Here is an 18,521-nt window from a genome sequence, read left to right on the forward strand (position 1 = left end):
ATGCAAAAAATTAAAGTTTTTATTTTTTTTATGATTTTTTTCTTTAATGCATGTTCTTCTAAATTTTGAAAATGTAAATCCTTTGGGGCGTTCATTTGGAGAATTTGAAGATACTAATTCTTTTTCTTTAAAACTAGGACTTGAACCTATTTTTCCTACTAATCAAGAAATTCCAAGTTTAATTAGCAATGCTGATTTAGTACTTATTACTCCTATTTACCCCACCTTTAACTAGTAGCATCAACAATAATGCAATAAGACAACTTGCAAGTGGAGCAAACCCCTTAGATATCTTAATGATACAAGAAATAGGAACTTTACTAAGAATAGCCACTCCAACAGGACGCCATGTGCAACAAGATGGAACGCCTATTGATGAATATGAGTAGAATTTGAGGACTCTTTCAAGACCTGATAGGGTTTTTATTTATTATTCTCGCGTTGATGTAGGAGCTAATCGTGTAAATTTAGCTATAGTTTCAAGACCCATTATAGGAATTCGCGATGGAAGTGATGCTTTTTTCAATATCTATGTTTTAGCCAATGAAGGAACAGATGTAGGAGCAATTATCACAGCCCATAAATACACATTTTGTAAATATACCTCAAGTTAACTGGATGATAGCAGGGGATTTTAACCGTGATCCTTCTACTATAACAAATACAGTGGATAGAGGATTAGCAAATAAAATTAGAGTGGTTTTTCCAACTAGTGCAACTCAAGCAAACGGAGGGACTATTGATTATGCAATTACAGGAAATTTAAACAGACAACAAGCCTATACTCCACCACTTTTAGCTGTGATTTTGATGCTTGCAAGTTTAAGATCATTTTCCAGTTAATTTTAGAAAATTTTAGGACATTTAATATGAAAAAAATTGTTGCTTTATTTTTTATGTTTATAACTTTAGCCTTTGCAACTCCTACTGGAGATTTGAAAGATTTTACCAAAATGGTTTCTATAAGAAATTTAGAAACGGGAATTTTTTTAAGTGCCTTTAGAGATATCTCAAAAGATCCTATTGATCAAAATTGGAATATTAAAGAAATTGTTTTAAGCAATGAGTTAAAACAAAAAGATAAATTAGCTAATGAACTTCCTTTTGGTTATGTGCAATTTACAAATCCAAAAGAAAGCGATCTTTGTTTGACCATCCTAGAAGATGGAACCTTTGGAGCAAAATCTTGTCAAGATAATCTAAAAGATAGTAAACTAGAAACTGTATTTTCTATAATGCCAACAACAACTTCAGCTGTGCAAATTTGTTCTTTAGTTTTGGAATCTGATGAATGTATGGTAACTTTTTAATCCAAATATTCCTACACAAAAACGCTTTAGAATAGCCCCTTGCACCTTAGATCCTAATTTTTTATGAAGTAAACGAACTAATGATTATAACTCCACCTTTAACAGCTTCTACCCCTTTAGAATAAGATTTTTTCTTATTCTATTTTTATATTTATTTAATATTTATGATATTACAAAAATACACAAAATAATCAATAATAACACAATGTAATTTACTTTACTCTATAATTTTTTTATTTTAATTTAATTTTTTGTTACAATAAATTTATACATAAATAATTATCAAGGAGGAAAAATTGGAGCAAATTTTAACATGGCAACAAGTTTACGACCCTTTTTCAAACATTTGGCTAAGTGCTTTAGTGGCATTTTTACCTATACTATGTTTTTTAGTTTGTTTGGTTGTTTTAAAACTTAAAGGTTATCAAGCAGGTTTTTTAACTGTTATACTTGCTACTTTGGTAGCTTTATTTGCCTATAAAATGCCTTGGAATTTAGTGGGCGCAAGTTTTATTCAAGGCTTTACAAATGGTATGTGGCCTATAGCTTGGATTATCATTGCGGCAATCTTTCTTTACAAACTTTCTATCAAGTCGGGTTCTTTTGAAATCATTAAAAAAAGCGTGATGAGTATTACTCCAGATCATAGAATTCAAGTGATTTTAATAGGTTTTTGTTTTGGTTCATTTTTAGAGGGTGCTATAGGTTTTGGTGGCCCTGTGGCTATAACTGCTGCACTTTTAGTAGGACTTGGTTTGCGTCCTTTGCAAGCTGCAGGACTTTGTCTTATCGCAAATACCGCTCCTGTTGCTTTTGGTGCGGTGGGAATTCCTATTATTGCTATGGCAAATCTTGTCGGCATAGAACAGCATTCAGTTTCTGCCATGGTAGGTAGAATGCTAGTTCCTTTAAGTCTTACTATACCTTTTTTCATAGTTTTTTTAATGGATGGATTTAAAGGCGTTAAAGAAACTTTTCCAGCTATTTTAGTTGCGGCACTAAGTTTTACAACTACTCAATTTTTAAGCTCAAATCACTTAGGAGCAGAATTACCTGATATTATCTCAGCTGTAGTTTCTTTAGCGGTTACAACTGTATTTTTAAAATTTTGGAAACCAAAAAATATTTTTAGATTTGATAATGAAAGCAATTTCACTCAAGATAACACTCTAAGCTTTAATCAAATTTTAAAAGCTTGGTCGCCTTTTATTTTACTCATTGTTTGTATTATCATTTGGACACAACCTTGGTTTAAAGCTCTCTTTGATAAGGATGGAATTTTAAGCTATACAAGCATTACTTTACAATTTAGCAATATCACAACTGGAATTTTAAGCCCTTCTATCACAGGCATAGGAGAAGCTAAGCCTTTATCTTTGGCTTTAGGCATAGATTTAATCAATGGAAAAACCGTAGCTCAAGCAGGAACAGCGATTTTGCTTGCAGCTTTTTTAAGTATAGCTATTTTAAAAATCAAAGCTGAAGATGCAGCAGAATGCTTTTGGGCTACTTTAAAAGAAATGGCTATACCTTGTATTACCATAGGTTTGGTTGTGGCTTTTGCTTTTATTTCTAAAAATAGCGGTATGAGCACTACCTTAGGGCTTGCTTTTGCACACACAGGTAATGCTTTTTCTTTCTTTTCACCAATCATTGGTTGGATAGGGGTATTTTTAACAGGCTCTGATACAAGTGCTAATTTACTTTTTGGAACCTTGCAACAAGTAAGTGCTCAAAAACTAGGTGTTAGTGAAGCTTTATTTTTAGCAGCTAATTCAGTAGGTGGGGTCGTTGGAAAGATGATCAGTCCACAAAGCATTGCTATAGCTTGCGCAGCAGTTGGGCTTGTAGGAAAAGAATCTGATCTTTTCAAATTCACATTAAAATATTCTGTAGCTTTTATTATTTTAATAGGAATTTGGACTTGCATTATAGCTTTTTTCTTACAAGAAATCATCCCTGAAGTTATAGTGAAATAATTAAAAAATTTAAGTTTTGCTTCAACAAATATTCTTTTTTAGAATATTTGTTGGAAAATTTACTTTGCTTTTATTTTTATAGGATTAGAATATTTATCCTAAATTATCCCAAAAGGAGAGATCATGAAAAAGGTGTATTTTTACGCCACATGCTTAGGAAGTGCTGCTATGCAACAAAGCGTTTTAAATGCAATAAAACTTTTAAGGCGTGAAGGTATTGAAGTGATTTTTAAAAAAAATCAAACCTGTTGCGCTCAACCTTCTTTTAACTCAGGTTATTTCGATGAAAGTCGTAAGATTGCTTTATATAATGTGGATTTATTTGATAAAGATTACCCCATCGTTGTGCCAAGCGGATCTTGTGCGGGTATGATGAGTCATGACTATAAAGAACTTTTTAAAAATAAACCTGAATTTTCTAAAGTCAAAGATTTTAGCTCTAGAGTCATAGAACTTTCACAATACCTTGATGAAGTTTTAAAAGTAGATTATGAAGATAAAGGTGCACCTATAAAAGTAACTTGGCATTCTAATTGCCATGCTTTAAGAGTGCAAAAAAGCATACAAGCGAGTAAAAATCTTATCAAAAAACTAAAAAATGTAGAATTAGTAGAACTTCAATACGAGGAAGAATGTTGTGGTTTTGGCGGAACTTTTTCAGTAAAAGAGCCTGAAATTTCAAATGCTATGGTAAGAAGTAAAATTAAAGATATACAAAATAGCGGTGCAAAATATCTCATCAGTGGCGATGGAGGTTGTCTTTTAAACATAGATGGCACAATGAAAAGAATGGGTTTAGATATAAAAGGCATACATTTATATGACTTTTTACTTAAACGCTTGGAAGGAGAAAGACTATGAGTCAAAAAATTCCTCACGAACAAATCGTTCAAATTAAACTCAATGACAAGCAAATGCAAGAAAATTTAATGACTGCCATGCATACTTTACAAAAAAATAGACTCAATGTTATTGATGCTAGATTTAAAGACTGGCAGGGTTTAAGAGCTAAAGCTAAACAAGCTAAAAACAATGCCTTAATGAGTTTAGAAGAAAGGCTTTTAGAATTCGAAAAAAATGCTACAAAAAATGGCATTAAAGTGCATTGGGCAAGTAGTGATGAAGATGCCTGTGAAATCGTCTATGAAATCATGAAAGAAAAAAATATTACCAAGCTTTTAAAAGGTAAATCTATGGCAAGCGAAGAAATAGGCCTAAATCACTACCTAGAAAAAAAAGGTTTAAAAGCTATAGAAACCGATCTTGGAGAGCTTATTTTACAGCTTAATGAAGAGCCTCCTTTACATATAGTTGTACCTGCTATACATAGAAACCGCCATGAAATCGGAGAAATTTTCAAAGAAAAATTAGGAGCGAATTTAGAAAACAATGAACCTGAAAGTTTAAATGCGGTAGCTAGAGAGCATTTAAGAAAAGATTTTGAAGGCTTAAAACTTGGACTTAGTGGGGTCAATTTTGGCATGTCAAGAGAAGGAGCTTTTTGGCTTATAGAAAATGAAGGAAACGGTAGAATGTGCACTACAGCACCTGATATTCATATCGCACTTTGCGGCATAGAAAAAGTCATGGAAAGCTTTGAAGATGCGGCTACTATGGTTTCTTTACTCACTCCTTCAGCCACAGGACAATTTATACCAACTTATAATAATATCATTACAGGCCCTAGAAAAAATGGGGATTTAGATGGTCCTAAAGAAGTGCATGTGATTTTATTTGATCACAATCGCTCTAAAATGTTAGCTCATGAGGATTATTATGAGGCTTTGCGTTGTATTCGATGTGGGGCTTGTATGAATTTTTGCCCTGTTTATGATCAAATCGGCGGACATGCCTATCAAACCACTTATCCAGGACCTATAGGAGAAGTAATCAGTCCTAATATTTTTGGTATAGATCATACAGGAGATATTTTAAATTTCTGTTCACTTTGTGGGCGTTGTTCTGAAGTTTGTCCAGTGCAAATTCCTTTGGCTGATCTTATTCGCAAATTAAGATGTGATAAAATAGGACAAGGTAAAAATCCACCTTTAGGAGCAAATAATGTTCATCGCAATGCCTTAGAAGCCTTTGCTTTTAAACAATTTAAAAATATCGCAACCAATGGCAATAAATGGCGTTTTTCACTTTCAAAAGCACATTATTTCAACTGGACGGTACAAAATTTCGCAAGCGTTTTACCTGTGATTAAAAAATGGCACGCTTTTAAAGAATTACCTCAAATTAAAATGGATCTTTATAAAGAAGTGCAAAAACTAGAAGGAGTAAGCTATGAGTAAAATCGATGAAATTTCAAGCAAAAGTAAAGCAAGTATTTTAGAACATCTTAAAAAAGCTTACAAAGAAACAACGTTCACACGCATTGAAAGTATAGATCCTGTAGAACATATCCAAACCACCCAAGATATGCTTGCAGAAATGAAACAAAAAATGAATGATAACAAATACATCGTTGAAAATGCTACAAAAGATACCTTAGAAGAAAAAATCAATGAAATTATCGCAAAATATGACTTTAAAAGTATGATTTATGGGCTAGATTTAAATTTAAATTTAGAACAAATCAAAGCAGAAAAAAAGATTTGCTTTGATAAAGAAATCGAAAATTTAAGATCTGAGGTTTTTCATAGTGATTTTTCCATCATTCATGCAAGAGCAGGGGTAAGCTCTCACGGAGTTGCACTTGTACCTTCAAGCAAAACTCAACCTAGAATGCTAAGCCTTGCACCTAAACTTTGTATAGTGCTACTTAAAAAAGAAAATGTTGTTAAAAGTCTTAGCGAGGCTTTAAATTTGGTAAAAAAAGAAAATGAAATCTTACCTACTAATATCTTATTTATAGCAGGGCCTTCAAGAACAGCAGATATAGAACTTATCACTATTTTTGGTGTTCATGGGCCACAAATTGCACATATTATTATTTACTGATTCTATACTAGAATCAGTAAGTCTTAATTTTTAATATTAATTATATATATTTTTTATATTATACAAATATAAATAAAATAAATAATTTTCAATTAATAATATTTTAATAAAATATAATATTTCACTCAAATATATGAAATTAATTTTAAATACAAAAATTAAAGAAGGTGCTTTTGGATAAACTAATTCCAACTTGGAATGAAAAATACAGTATTCATGACACAATGATTGACATTCAACACCAAAAACTTTTTGAACTTGCAGCAAAAATAGAAAATATGGTTTATAAATTTGTTCAAAGAGATGAGTTAAAAGAAATTTTAATAGAACTTTTTAACTATAATAAAAGAACATTTTAGCAACGAAGAAGATTATATGCAATAAATTCATTATCCTTGTTTAAATGAACACAAAATCATGTATAAAATATCGTTCATGATATGTCTTATCTTATACAAAACATAAAAACCACTAATGATTTAAAAGAGAAGCTTTACACAGTTTCTAAAAAATTGCTTTTAGAACATATACTCTATGAAGATATGAAAGTTGAACAATACAGAAGATCTTCTTTAGCTTCTGAAGATGATGGGGAAGTAAGCTTTGAAGAAGTCAAAGAAGAAAAAGATGATGAAAATGTAGTTTATCTTTATACATGTGAATGCGTAGGACAAATGCATGATGTACCTTTTGGAATTCATCAAAAATTCAACTTAAGGGTGTAAAATTTAAATGTAAAAAATGTAAAGAAGCCATACAGTTTTATAAAAAATATTCAGAAAATTTCTAATTAACTATTTATGCGTTAAAATAATAAATAAAGTATAAGTTAGACAAAGAAGGAAATTTAATGGATAAAAAAATAAAATATTTTATTTTGGATAAATTTGACTATTCCTATCCTATGCTAACCAAAGATACAAAATGCTCATTTTGTGAAAATTTTTTCCCGATAGAATATAGCTCAAACTTAAAAACAATAGAAAAAAAATGTCCATTTTGCAATAATAAAATGGACATTAAACTTAAAGACTAAGCCTTAGTTTTACTTACAATATTAATAATATTTGAAGCTACTTCATCAGCAAGTTCTAAATGAGAAGTAAAGCCTACACAAGAACAATTAATCTCGCCTAAAACATATTTATCATTGCCCTTTTCATCAGTATCTAAAATAAAATCAGCCGTCCAAATCAATGGTAAGTCGTAATTGCCTAATCTTTCCCTTACCTTAGGAAGCTCGCCTAAAAACATATCCACCAAAGTTTTCCAATCTTCTGGCTTATCATAGCGATATTTTGCCCCACTAAAAAGCGTAGCAGAAAAAGCATCAGCATCTTCAGCTGGTTTTTTATGCACTACATTTACAGGGGTGTTATAAAGCATTAAAAGTCTGATTTCACCTTCTTTAATGCGCGGTAAAAAAGTCATATCCACAAGCATACCATTATCACCTATGATATATTGCTCACAAAAATCCATAAATTCCCCAAGCTCTCTATGTTCTACATGATTATCCTTAGCTTCTGTGCATTTGATTTTTGTGTTTAAAGGCAAACTATCTCCACTAACATTACCCTCTACACTCACACGCCAAATTCCCTCTCCTGTAGAGCCACGATTTTGTTTTAAAACCCTTTCACCTTTAGCCAAACTTTTTGGAAAATTTTCTTTAAAAGTCTTAATATCATAGTAAGCATAAGTATCGCTTGGAACAAGATCAGTATCTGCTAATTTTGTAAGTGCATCTTTAGCGCCATAACCTATCATAGCATCAGGATGAGGCATACCTACAAGCTTATCGGCACAAAGTTTTCTTAACATATCAAAATACTCATTTTCTTCTTTAAGATTGCCAGGATTGATGCGAGAAACATAACCATCAAAATTTTCTTTCACATATTTGTAAATTTCATCTTTTTTACCCACTTCAAAAAAAATCACCTCAGCATTCCAACCCTTAGCTTTTAAGGCATTTACCATAGGCATAGTATCTTTTCTATAACCATCTTCACCTTTATCACTCCCACCTTTAACTTCGAAAAAAACAATATTTTTTTTCATTATTTTACTCCTTATCTAAGATATAAATAATTATTGCATAAAAATATTACAAAAATTAAATAAAAATATTTATATATTTTATCTAGCGTTTATAAAACTGCTATTAGTCTTATAAGCGATTTCGATTAAGCTTTTACTTATCAAGCTTGATGTTTGTCCTTCTAGGCGATTAAGAAATTTATCAATCTTATCTTCTTCTTTCCAAACAGGATTTGAAACATTAGCAAGTTTTTCAAGCTCCTTTTTAGTATTTTCATAATTACTAAGCTCATCTATAAGACCAAGCTCCTTAGCTTTGGCAGCTAAAAACACTCTTGCATTTGCCCATTGATCTTTTTTATTAAGATCTAATGCTCTTTCCTTGGCAACAAAACCTGTAAAAAGATCATAACTTTGATCTATTAAACCCTGTAAAAAATTTCTTTCATTCTCATTCCAAGCTCTTGCAAAAGTTCCAGCACTTTTAAATTCACCTGCTTGAATAGTTTGTTCTTTAATACCGAGTTTATTAGCCAATCCGCTTAAATCAGCTCCTTGCATAATCACACCGATAGAGCCTATAAAACTTGCTGGATTGGCTAAAATTTTATTAGCTCCAACTCCTGCTAAATAACTTCCGCTTGCCATAGTTCCGCTTGCATAAACAAGCACAGGCTTTTTAATTTTTAAATCCTTTATAGCTAGAGCTAGTTCCATACTAGGAGCAAAAGCTCCACCAGGAGAGTCTACAACAAAAAGCACTCCTTTGATATTGCTATCATTTTTAGCATTGATAATTTTTTCTAAAACCGCAGAGCTATCAAAAATTTCACCCTTTAAATCAATGCGTTCTAAATTTGCAAGATTGGAGCTTGAATTTGCACTAGACATTAAAATCCATATAACAATCAACAATAAAACAAAGGTTTTAAAATAAGTATTGATAAATTTTATTCCACACCCTAAAGCCTTAAAAAATGATTTTAAAATTTGCATTCTTTTCCTTTTATAAATAATTTATCCACTTCCTTAGCATTTAAAATAAACTGCAAAGGAGCTTGCTTTTTATCACATTCTCCTAGCTCAAATACGCTAAAATCAGCAATTTTACCTTTTTTAAGCTCTCCTAAATTTAAATTTAAAGCCCTTGCAGGATAAAGTGTTACCATTTGCAAAAGCTTAGAAGCTAACTCCAATAAATCAAAATTCTTATGTATAAGCAAATTCGCGCGCATTTCATCAAGTAAGGACAATGAAATATTTGAGCTAAGTCCATCGGTTCCTAAATGGATATTCAATCCACTTTTTAAAGCTGTTTTTAAATCTAAGCTTTTTTGACTTAAAAGGCGATTTGAAAATGCGCAATGTGTAATAGAATGTAAATTCTTATCTAACCATTCATATTCTTTTAGATAAACACAATGTGTAAAAAGAGTCCTTACTCCTTTAAAGAGTTTAGCAAAATCCTTTGCTGTATAAAGAGGCTTAGGGTGAAGTGTAAAATTTTCAAGCCATTTTTTAAAACCCCCTTTAGACTCTCTAAGCCAGATATTTTCAGTCTTACTTTCTAAAAAATGCGTACTAACTAGTAAATTTTGCTTTTTAGCTAAATCAAGAGCAAAATAAGCCAAACTAGGATGAGTTGAATAAGGAGAATGAATCGAAATTGCTGGAATAAAAAAATCATTTTTAAATTTCAAAGAATTTTCAAATCTTTTTAAAAATTCTTGTTTTTTATCTTCAACTTGATTTTCATTTGTACCCAAAATTTCATTAAAAAATACTATACGCATACCCTTTTGACTAGCCTTTAAACAAGGATCTAAATCACTCCCAAAACTTGAAATTTCACCTATAGTGCCTATACCGCTTTTTTGCATTTTTTTAATGCTTTGAAGTATTAATTCTTCTTTGGCCTGTGCATTTAACATAGAACGAGAATTTATAACACTTTTAAGCCAAATTAAAAATTCTCCAAAATGTAAAGTTGTTGAATTTGCACTAAATTCTAAGTGTGTGTGAGGATTTATAAAAGCAGGTAAAATAACCGAATTTTTAGGTGTTTTGATGATTTTAGCCTTGGGATATTTTTTTCTTAAATTATCCAATTCACCCAATTCTAAAATTTTATCTTCAAAAACAAAGGCTTGATTTTCTAGTATTGTAAAATCTTCATCGCATAAAAAAAGATATCTTGCAGCAGCTATAAACACGATTTTCCTTTCAAAAATTACATTGTAGCAAAAATTTATTTTTAAAATGTTATAATAAAAGGTTAAAAATAAATTTTTAAGGTTAAATCCATGAAAATAATGATTATCCAAGGCCCAAATGTTAATATGCTTGGCGTAAGAGAAGTGGGAATTTATGGTGCTATGAAAATGGAAGAAATTCATGAGCAAATGAAACTTGCAGCATCGCAAAACAATGTAGAACTTGACTTTTTCCAAAGTAATTTTGAAGGTGAAATCGTAGATAAAATTCAAGAATGCCTTGGAACAGTTGATGGAATTATTATCAATGCAGCAGGTTATACTCATACTTCAGTAGCTATTCGCGATGCTATTGCAGCAGTAGCTTTGCCTACAATTGAAGTGCATATTAGCAATGTTTATCGTAGAGAAGAATTTCGTCAAAAAAGTCTTATAGCACCTGTATGTTCTGGAACTATTGTTGGTTTTGGTCCTTTTGGCTATCACTTGGCTTTAATGGGCGTAATTCAAATTTGCGAACAAATAAAAAATTTGCGCGCGATGCAACAAGCACAACAAACGAATAAATAATAATGCTAAAAATTCAAGGAGTAAAACACTTTGAAAAAAGTCGTTTTTTTCCTTTTTTTAGTCAAAATATACGATCTTTTAAATATTTAGCCCTTATAGGCTTAGGAAGCAATATAGAACCTGAAAAAAAAAGATTTGATATGCTTTTTCGAGTAATGATGGATGATAAAAGATTTAAAATTTTATCCACATCTCCTATGTTGATAAATGAAGCCTTTGGTTTTAAAGAGCAAAAAGATTTTACCAATGCTGTTATGTTGATACAAACTAATTTGCATGCACGAGCACTTTTGAAAGTTTTACTTTATTATGAAGTAAAATTTAAACGCAAGAGAACTTTCAAAAACGCTCCTAGAACGCTTGATTTAGATCTTTTATACTTTTCACAAAAAGTCAAGCGTGATAAGTGGTGTGAGGTGCCTCATAAAGGGGCTAAAGAAAGAGTGAGTGTAATTTTGCCTTTAGGCATGATATAAGGAATATAATATGGGACAACTTATACATACTTTTACTGTTGAAGATACAGAACAAATTATACCCAAAGTAAAAGAAGATTACGGAGATAAAGCTTTAATTATAACAAATAAACAAATTCGTCCTAAAACCTTAAATCGCAATGCACTTTATGAGGTTATGGTAGCCATAGAAGAAAGCGACTATGAAGAACACTTAAAAAAACAAGGGAAATCTTTACCTGCAAAAAAAAGCTCGCCAAAACCATCTTCTACCTCTCTTGCAGAAGAAAAAATTAGATCTCAAATCCCTCAAGAAGATGAAGATGTAGTCTTGGATTTCTCAAATACTCGCTTAAATAGAAATTTAAACACTGTAAAAAACAATGACTTAACTAAAAAAACCTATCAAGATTTTCCACAAAACAAAATCAACCCTCATCAAAATAAGACTCTAGACTTTGATGATTTTAAAGAAAAGCTAAGTGAAGTTAGTAATGAAATTTCTAAAGTCACAAACACACCTTTAGAAAATTACACCCCTAATCTAAATTATAATAAAAAAATAGAAAATTTTGAAAAGCAATTTGAAAAACAAATCAACAAGCTTAACGATAAAATAGATCTTCTTGCAGATATGATGTGGGACGATAAAGCCGAAGCTAGAAAAAATCTTATGATACCTCCTGAATTTGCAAGTATTTATAAACAAGCCAAAGAAAGTGGAATGCTTGAAAATCATCTAGAAGCGATTATGAAGGCAACTATAGAAAATATGCCAGCTGCTATGAAAACCAACAAAGATGCGGTTCAAAGATATTTTCACTCACTTTTAAGAAATATCTTGCCTTGTCGTGTTGAAAGCGATATAAAAAAACAAAAAATCATGATGCTAGTAGGCCCAACAGGAGTCGGAAAAACAACAACCTTAGCTAAGTTAGCTTTTCGCTATGCTTATGGAGATAAGCGTTATAAAACAGGTATTATTACGCTTGATACTTATAGAATCGGTGCGGTTGAGCAACTTTTTCAGTATGCAAAAATGATGAAACTTCCTATTATTGATAGCATAGAACCAAAGGATTTAGATGAAGCGATAAAAAGCTTAAATAATTGCGAAGTAATTTTGGTTGATACTATAGGAAATTCACAATACGATCAAAGTAAACTTGCTAAAACTAAAGAATTTTTAATGCACTCAAATGCAGAAATTGATGTAAATTTAGTGGTTTCTGCAAACACCAAACATGAAGATTTAATGGAAATTTATAAAAATTTTTCATTCTTAAATATTGATACTTTGATTATTACCAAATTTGATGAAACAAAGGTTTTTGGAAATATCTTCTCTCTTATTTATGAAACAAATATTCCTCTAAGCTTTTTCTCTACAGGACAAGAAGTGCCAGATGATTTAGAAGTAGCCAATAGTGATTTTCTAGTTCATTGTATTTTAGAAGGGTTTAATAAAGGAAAAAATAATGAATAACCAAGCAAATAAACTTCGCAATCTCATGAGTCAAAATGGAACCAAAAAATCCCAAAATACTCATTTTATAGCTATTACAAGTGGAAAAGGTGGTGTTGGAAAAAGTACTATTAGCGCAAATCTAGCCAATGTTTTAGCAAATAATGGCTATAAAGTTGGGCTTTTTGATGCTGATATTGGCTTGGCAAATTTGGATGTCATTTTAAATGTGCGCATACAAAAAAATCTCTTGCATGTTTTACGCGGAGAATGTTCCTTGGAAGATATTTTAATAGAAGTTAAGCCAAATTTATGGCTCATCCCAGGCGAAAGTGGAGATGAGATTTTAAAATATAATGATAAAAATATTTACGAGAGATTTTTAAATCAAGCAAGTATTTTAGACGAGCTTGATTTTCTTATTATCGACACAGGTGCGGGTATTGGTGGAAATATTTTAAATTTTTTAGAAATGGCTGATGAAATTATAGTAGTAACTGTTCCTGATCCTGCAGCAATCACTGATGCGTATGCAACCATAAAAACAACTTCTAAGACAAAAGAAAATTTACTAATGCTCTTTAATGTTGTAAAAAATGAAAATGAAGCTTTAAAAGTTTTTGAAAATATTAAAAAAGTTGCAGATGCAAACATTAAAAATCCTTTAAATTTAGAATTCTTAGGTCATTTAAGCGCTTCTAAAGATGTAAGTGGTAGTATTAAAAAAAGAACTTTATTTAGCGATGAAAACACAGCCTCAAGTGATGAGCTTAAAGCCCTAGCTTCCAAGCTTTTATATAGATTGGAACGGAAAGTGCTTGATAATGTTTCAAATCGTAGTTTTTCAAGTTTTTTTAGAAAAATTATTGAAAGATTTTAGCAATAAAGAGAAGAGATTATGAGGCCAGAAAATTACGTAGCATTTTTCACTGTTTGTGGATTTTTTATAGGACTTGCATTTAGCATTATTAGTATAGATGAAGCCTTTGATATACTGATTTTTACTTGTTTTATTACTTTTATGTTTTATGTTTTTGTTCATATTGCTATTATGAATTTTATAGATGTAAAGAAAATTAGTGGCAGAATCTTTAATAAACACGATTATGAAAAAACTAGCAATAATATTATCAACGATTTAGTTATTCGTGAAAAGAAAATGGATATAATTTTAGAAAAGCTCAATGAAGAAAGAGAAGAGCTAAAGAAAAATGAATCCAAAGAAAGACGAAGAAATGCTAAAAGAGCCGCCTAAAGCTTATGCACAAATGCTAAAGAAAGAGCAAGATGAGCTTGTGCTTTCTTACATGCCAGCCCTACGTGCTATGGCTTTTAGACTAAAAGAACGCTTGCCTTCAAGCATAGATGTTAATGATCTTATTAGCATAGGCGTTGAAGAAATGATAAAGCTTTCACGCCGTTACGATAAAGAACAAAATGATAACTTCTGGGGTTTTGCAAGAAAAAGAGTTAATGGCTCTATGCTTGATTATCTTAGAAGTCTTGATGTAATGAGTCGCAATAATCGCAAAATTATTAAAGATATTGATGCAATCATGGATGAATATTTCCTTGAGAATGAATGCGAACCTGATGATGAGTATCTAGCCAAAAAACTTGATTTAGATGTAGAAAAAATCAAAGAGGTAAGAACAGCTCATGCTATTAGCTATACCCTGCCCATCGATGAGCAAATCGAACTTTATAACGAAGACAATACTTTAGAAAAAATTGAAAAAGAAGAACTTTTAGAAAAAATTCACAAAGTGCTAGATGATCTTAAAGAGCGCGATCAGTTAATTATTCAGCTTTATTATTATGAAGAATTAAGCCTAAAAGAAATCAGTGAAATTTTACAAATCAGTGAAAGCAGAATTTCACAAATTCACAAAAAACTCCTTAAAAAACTTAGAGAAAGGCTAGTGTAATGGCTGAGATACTTTCCCAAGAAGAAATTGATGCCCTGCTTGAAGTTGTCGATGATAACACCGACACACCCATAGCCTCAAATTCAAAAGATGAAAAAGATGAAAGAAATATCGTTGTATATGATTTTAAGCGTCCCAACAGAGTTTCAAAAGAACAACTTAGGACAATCAAAGGCATACATGATAAATTAGCAAGAAATTTAGCCTCTCAAATTTCATCGATGATGAGAAGTATTGTTGAAACTAAACTTCATTCAGTCGATCAAATGACTTATGGAGAATTTTTAATGTCTTTACCAAGTCCAACAAGCTTTAACGTTTTTTCTATCAAACCCTTAGATGGAAACTGTGTTTTAGAAATCAATCCAAGCATAGCTTTTCCTATGATAGACAGGCTTTTAGGTGGTCAAGGTGATAGCTATGAAGCTTCGCGTGAGCTTACGGATATTGAGCTTAATTTGCTTGATTCTATTTTGCGTATCATTATGCAAAGACTTAAAGAAAGCTGGGCTACTGTAACTGAAATTTATCCTAGTATTGAAGCTAAAGAATCAAGTCCAAATGTTGTACAAATCGTATCTCAAAATGAGATTGTTATCATGGTGGTAATGGAAATCATCATAGGAAATTCAAGCGGAATGGTAAATATCTGCTATCCTGTAGTGCATTTAGAAAGTATATTAAGCCGTTTGGCAAACCGCGATATTATGATGGGTGAAACCTCAGCCAAAAAATCACGTAACAAAGAACTTAAAACTTTAATCGGTCGTGCTGAAGTGGTATATGAGGCAATTTTAGGAAAAACCTTAATTAATGTTCATGAATTTTTAGAACTTAAACAAGGCGATATTTTAAGGCTTGATAGAGAAGCAGATGATAAAGCTATAGTAAGCATCGATAAAAAAGATGTTTTCTTAGCACAAATTGGATTGCATCGTTTTAGAAAATCTATTAAAATTTTAGAACTCATACGCACAGATAAAGATGAAATCAAAGAAATTTTGGAAAAATACGAAGAAGAACGTAAAGCTAAAGCTAGTGTTTATGATGAGCCTGAAGAGGAGGATGAAGAAATATGATCAATGATTTTTTAAAAATGTTTACAAATGAATGCATCAGCACCATTGAAGGTTTAACAGGAAAAAGTGCTGAATTTAGCGAATATAAAGAATTTGATGTCAATGCAAGTGATACTTTAAAAGCACCTTTAGTGTATGCTATATTTGATATAGCAAATGGTGGAAAAATAGGAATTTTAGCTGGTGCTGTTTTAATGAGTGCTATTGGTGAATGGATGATGGGTGAAGAAGAGATCACCAAAAACGATAAACTAGGTCCTGATGAAATGGATGCAGCTAAAGAAGCTATCCAAAACATCGTTTCAGCATTTTCTACAACCTTAGGAGCCCAAAAAGACATTCCAAAAATGGATTTTAGTATAGAATCTTGTGAATTTGTGCCTGAAAGCGTAGATTTTAAAGATTTTAAAAAATTATTTTTATATGATGTAAAAATAGGCGATTTAGAAGAACAAGTTTCTTTAGCCATGGATCAAACACTCCATAACATCCTAAGCGGGAAACCTGCTGAAACAGGAAATGTAAGCACTGATTCTAATCACAATACTGAAGAAAAAACAATCATGCTTAGCGAAGAACTTAAAAATATCAATCTTATCATGGATGTACGCTTACCTGTTCGTGTGCGTATAGGCAATAAAAAAATGCTTTTAAAAGATGTTTTAACTATGGATATAGGTTCAGTTGTAGAGCTTAATCAACTTGCAAATGATCCGCTTGAAATTTTAATCGGAGATAAAAGAATTGCTTATGGTGAAGTAGTAATTGTCGATGGTAACTTTGGTGTTCAAATCACAGAAATCGGATCTAAAAAAGAAAGATTAGAGCAATTAAGATAAAATTACTCTATAAATTTAAAAAAATTAGCTATAATCATTTTTTATAGTTTTGCTAAAAAAGGTATTTGATGGATACAAAAATCATAAAAGATGTTGAAAAATTTGAAAATATACCCGAACTAGAAAAGGCTGTTACTTTTTTTGGTTCAGCAAGACTTAAAGAAGATAATTTTTATTATCAGCAGGCTAAAATTTTGGCACAAAAATGTGTTCAAAATGGTTTTTGTGTGATAAGCGGTGGAGGAGGAGGTATTATGCGTGCAGCCAACGAAGGTGCTTTTTCACAAAAAAATAATACAAATTCAATGAGTTCTGTAGGGTTTAATATATTTTTACCTCACGAGCAAAAACTTAATGATTTTGTAGAATATAATATTACTTTTGAGAGCTTAGCCATACGCAAAATGGCTCTTATTGAAAAGAGTCTAGCTTTTGTGATCTTCCCGGGCGGCTTTGGAACACTTGATGAATTGTGTGAAATTCTTACATTAAAACAATTAGAATTTAAAAAAGATGTTCCTATTGTTTTGTTTGGGAGTGAATTTTGGCGAGGTTTTGATGAGTTCGTCAGAAATTCTTTGCTCAAACTTGAAGTGATTTCTAAAGGAGATGAGTTAAAGTATAAAATCACTGACGACTTGGATTTTATAATTAATACTTTAAAGGAAATTTAATGAAAATTCTAGTCGCTATGAGCGGTGGAGTTGATAGTACAGTCACTGCTTATAAACTTAAAAATTTAGGTCATGAAGTTATAGGTTGTTATATGAAGCTTCATGGCAAACCAAATTACCACGAAGAAAATATCAAAAAAGTAGAAAAAGTTGCAAATTTTTTACAAATTCCTTATCATATTTTAGATTTACAAGAAGATTTTAAAAACAAAGTTTATATGCCTTTTGTAGATACTTATAAAGAGGGTAAAACACCAAATCCTTGCGCTTTATGTAACCGTTTTATCAAACTTGGAAAACTTTTAGAATTTGCTAAAAGTTTAGGTTGTGAAAAACTTGCCACAGGACATTATGCAAGACTTGAAAACAACTTAATAAAAACCGCAGTAGATGAAAGCAAGGATCAAAGCTATTTTTTAGCCAGTGCAGATAAAGAAGCTTTAAAATATCTTATTTTTCCGCTAGGCGAAATGAAAAAAGAAGATGTGAAAAAATTTGCTTCCACTATAGAGGTTTTAAAATCTTTTGCCACTCAAAAGGAAAGTTCTGAAATTTGCTTTGTTGAAGATACTTATGTGCAAGTTTTAGATCAATTTATGGATACAAAAATTCCTGGAGAAGTATTAGATAGCAGCGGAAAAGTAGTAGGCAAACATGAGGGCTATATGCACTATACTATAGGCAAAAGAAGAGGCTTTGAAGTGCGTGGGGCACATGAACCACATTTTGTTTTAAAAATCAATCCCAAGCAAAATCAAATCATCGTAGGAACCAAAGAAGAACTTAAAATCAGTGAATTTAAGCTAAAAAATATCAATCTTTTTATAGATGCTAAAGAGCTTGATTGCGAAGTAAAAATCCGCTATCGTTCAAAATCTACACCTTGTAAGGTAGAAATTTATAAAGATAAAAGTGCAAAAATCACTCTAAAAGATCCTGTTTATGGACTTGCTAGCGGACAAATGGCAGTCTTTTATGATCATGATAAAGTCATAGCAAGCGGTTTTATAGAATAATTTC

General features: G+C 31.3%; 19 protein-coding genes and 3 pseudogenes. 19 read left to right on the forward strand and 3 right to left on the reverse strand.

Annotation, left to right across the window (positions count from 1 at the left end; genetic code table 11):
* The first annotated feature begins 46 nt into the window (after window positions 1-46).
* From AJN58_RS04140 to AJN58_RS10050, 9 genes and pseudogenes are all read left to right on the forward strand, one after another.
* Window positions 47-235, forward strand: coding sequence for a hypothetical protein (locus AJN58_RS04140; RefSeq protein ID WP_002932941.1), 189 nt, complete (start codon window positions 47-49; stop codon window positions 233-235).
* A gap of 16 nt (window positions 236-251) precedes the next feature.
* Window positions 252-859: pseudogene (locus AJN58_RS10225) on the forward strand (endonuclease/exonuclease/phosphatase family protein); the annotation flags it as partial.
* Window positions 860-869: 10 nt separating this feature from the next.
* A pseudogene (locus AJN58_RS04150) lies at window positions 870-1,435 on the forward strand (cytolethal distending toxin subunit A/C).
* A 171-nt stretch (window positions 1,436-1,606) separates the two neighbouring features.
* Complete coding sequence (locus AJN58_RS04155; protein ID WP_044779852.1) at window positions 1,607-3,289, forward strand: L-lactate permease; 1,683 nt, start codon at window positions 1,607-1,609, stop codon at window positions 3,287-3,289.
* Between the two features lie 120 nt (window positions 3,290-3,409).
* A complete protein-coding gene (locus AJN58_RS04160) occupies window positions 3,410-4,150 on the forward strand; it encodes a (Fe-S)-binding protein (RefSeq protein WP_083265159.1) in 741 nt (246 codons plus the stop codon).
* Window positions 4,147-5,586: a LutB/LldF family L-lactate oxidation iron-sulfur protein gene (locus tag AJN58_RS04165; protein ID WP_070292000.1), complete on the forward strand. Its 1,440-nt coding sequence runs from the start codon at window positions 4,147-4,149 to the stop codon at window positions 5,584-5,586. Before AJN58_RS04160 ends, AJN58_RS04165 begins: the two co-directional genes overlap by 4 nt.
* On the forward strand, window positions 5,579-6,235 hold the full coding sequence (locus AJN58_RS04170) for a lactate utilization protein C (RefSeq protein WP_002932947.1): 657 nt from the start codon (window positions 5,579-5,581) through the stop codon (window positions 6,233-6,235). The genes AJN58_RS04165 and AJN58_RS04170 overlap by 8 nt, the downstream gene beginning before the upstream one ends.
* Window positions 6,236-6,408: 173 nt before the next feature.
* Window positions 6,409-7,025, forward strand: a pseudogene (locus AJN58_RS10320) (bacteriohemerythrin).
* A gap of 60 nt (window positions 7,026-7,085) precedes the next feature.
* Window positions 7,086-7,271, forward strand: coding sequence for a hypothetical protein (locus tag AJN58_RS10050; protein WP_070292001.1), 186 nt, complete (start codon window positions 7,086-7,088; stop codon window positions 7,269-7,271).
* On the opposite strand, the gene AJN58_RS04190 is transcribed toward AJN58_RS10050, so the two are convergent.
* From AJN58_RS04190 to AJN58_RS04200, 3 genes are all read right to left on the reverse strand, one after another.
* On the reverse strand, window positions 7,268-8,299 hold the full coding sequence (locus AJN58_RS04190; protein ID WP_070292003.1) for a Cj0069 family protein: 1,032 nt from the start codon (window positions 8,297-8,299) through the stop codon (window positions 7,268-7,270). The genes AJN58_RS10050 and AJN58_RS04190 overlap by 4 nt on opposite strands.
* 78 nt (window positions 8,300-8,377) lie before the next feature.
* On the reverse strand, window positions 8,378-9,274 hold the full coding sequence (sppA, locus tag AJN58_RS04195; RefSeq protein ID WP_070292004.1) for a signal peptide peptidase SppA: 897 nt from the start codon (window positions 9,272-9,274) through the stop codon (window positions 8,378-8,380).
* Entirely contained in the window at window positions 9,262-10,491 is a 1,230-nt protein-coding gene (locus AJN58_RS04200) for a metal-dependent hydrolase (RefSeq protein ID WP_070276106.1), read from the reverse strand. The genes sppA and AJN58_RS04200 overlap by 13 nt, the downstream gene beginning before the upstream one ends.
* A gap of 90 nt (window positions 10,492-10,581) precedes the next feature.
* Here AJN58_RS04200 and aroQ point away from each other — a divergent pair, with 90 nt between their 5' ends.
* The 10 genes from aroQ (at window position 10,582) to mnmA (ending at window position 18,517) form a co-directional block, all read left to right on the forward strand.
* On the forward strand, window positions 10,582-11,061 hold the full coding sequence (gene aroQ / locus AJN58_RS04205) for a type II 3-dehydroquinate dehydratase (protein ID WP_044779361.1): 480 nt from the start codon (window positions 10,582-10,584) through the stop codon (window positions 11,059-11,061).
* Between the two features lie 2 nt (window positions 11,062-11,063).
* Entirely contained in the window at window positions 11,064-11,537 is a 474-nt protein-coding gene (folK, locus tag AJN58_RS04210) for a 2-amino-4-hydroxy-6-hydroxymethyldihydropteridine diphosphokinase (protein WP_002851803.1), read from the forward strand.
* A gap of 10 nt (window positions 11,538-11,547) precedes the next feature.
* Window positions 11,548-13,002 (forward strand): flagellar biosynthesis protein FlhF, encoded by a 1,455-nt coding sequence (gene flhF / locus AJN58_RS04215; RefSeq protein ID WP_070292006.1) that lies wholly within the window; start codon window positions 11,548-11,550, stop codon window positions 13,000-13,002.
* Entirely contained in the window at window positions 12,995-13,861 is an 867-nt protein-coding gene (gene flhG / locus AJN58_RS04220) for a flagella biosynthesis ATPase FlhG (RefSeq protein WP_070283802.1), read from the forward strand. Before flhF ends, flhG begins: the two co-directional genes overlap by 8 nt.
* Window positions 13,862-13,879: 18 nt before the next feature.
* Complete coding sequence (locus AJN58_RS04225) at window positions 13,880-14,236, forward strand: hypothetical protein (protein ID WP_002854547.1); 357 nt, start codon at window positions 13,880-13,882, stop codon at window positions 14,234-14,236.
* Window positions 14,217-14,909 (forward strand): RNA polymerase sigma factor FliA, encoded by a 693-nt coding sequence (locus tag AJN58_RS04230; protein WP_032603269.1) that lies wholly within the window; start codon window positions 14,217-14,219, stop codon window positions 14,907-14,909. The genes AJN58_RS04225 and AJN58_RS04230 overlap by 20 nt, the downstream gene beginning before the upstream one ends.
* The gene (fliM, locus tag AJN58_RS04235; protein WP_002851710.1) at window positions 14,909-15,988 is read left to right on the forward strand and encodes a flagellar motor switch protein FliM; all 1,080 of its coding nucleotides are present in this window, start codon (window positions 14,909-14,911) and stop codon (window positions 15,986-15,988) included. The genes AJN58_RS04230 and fliM overlap by 1 nt, the downstream gene beginning before the upstream one ends.
* On the forward strand, window positions 15,985-16,827 hold the full coding sequence (fliY, locus tag AJN58_RS04240; RefSeq protein WP_070210676.1) for a flagellar motor switch protein FliY: 843 nt from the start codon (window positions 15,985-15,987) through the stop codon (window positions 16,825-16,827). Before fliM ends, fliY begins: the two co-directional genes overlap by 4 nt.
* Window positions 16,828-16,895: 68 nt before the next feature.
* Window positions 16,896-17,501, forward strand: coding sequence for a TIGR00730 family Rossman fold protein (locus AJN58_RS04245; RefSeq protein ID WP_070276105.1), 606 nt, complete (start codon window positions 16,896-16,898; stop codon window positions 17,499-17,501).
* On the forward strand, window positions 17,501-18,517 hold the full coding sequence (gene mnmA / locus AJN58_RS04250) for a tRNA 2-thiouridine(34) synthase MnmA (RefSeq protein WP_070276104.1): 1,017 nt from the start codon (window positions 17,501-17,503) through the stop codon (window positions 18,515-18,517). The genes AJN58_RS04245 and mnmA overlap by 1 nt, the downstream gene beginning before the upstream one ends.
* The last annotated feature ends 4 nt before the right edge of the window (window positions 18,518-18,521 follow it).

It is taken from the genome of Campylobacter sp. BCW_4321, assembly GCF_001763075.1.
GTDB classification, from domain to species: Bacteria; Campylobacterota; Campylobacteria; order Campylobacterales; family Campylobacteraceae; genus Campylobacter_D; species Campylobacter_D jejuni.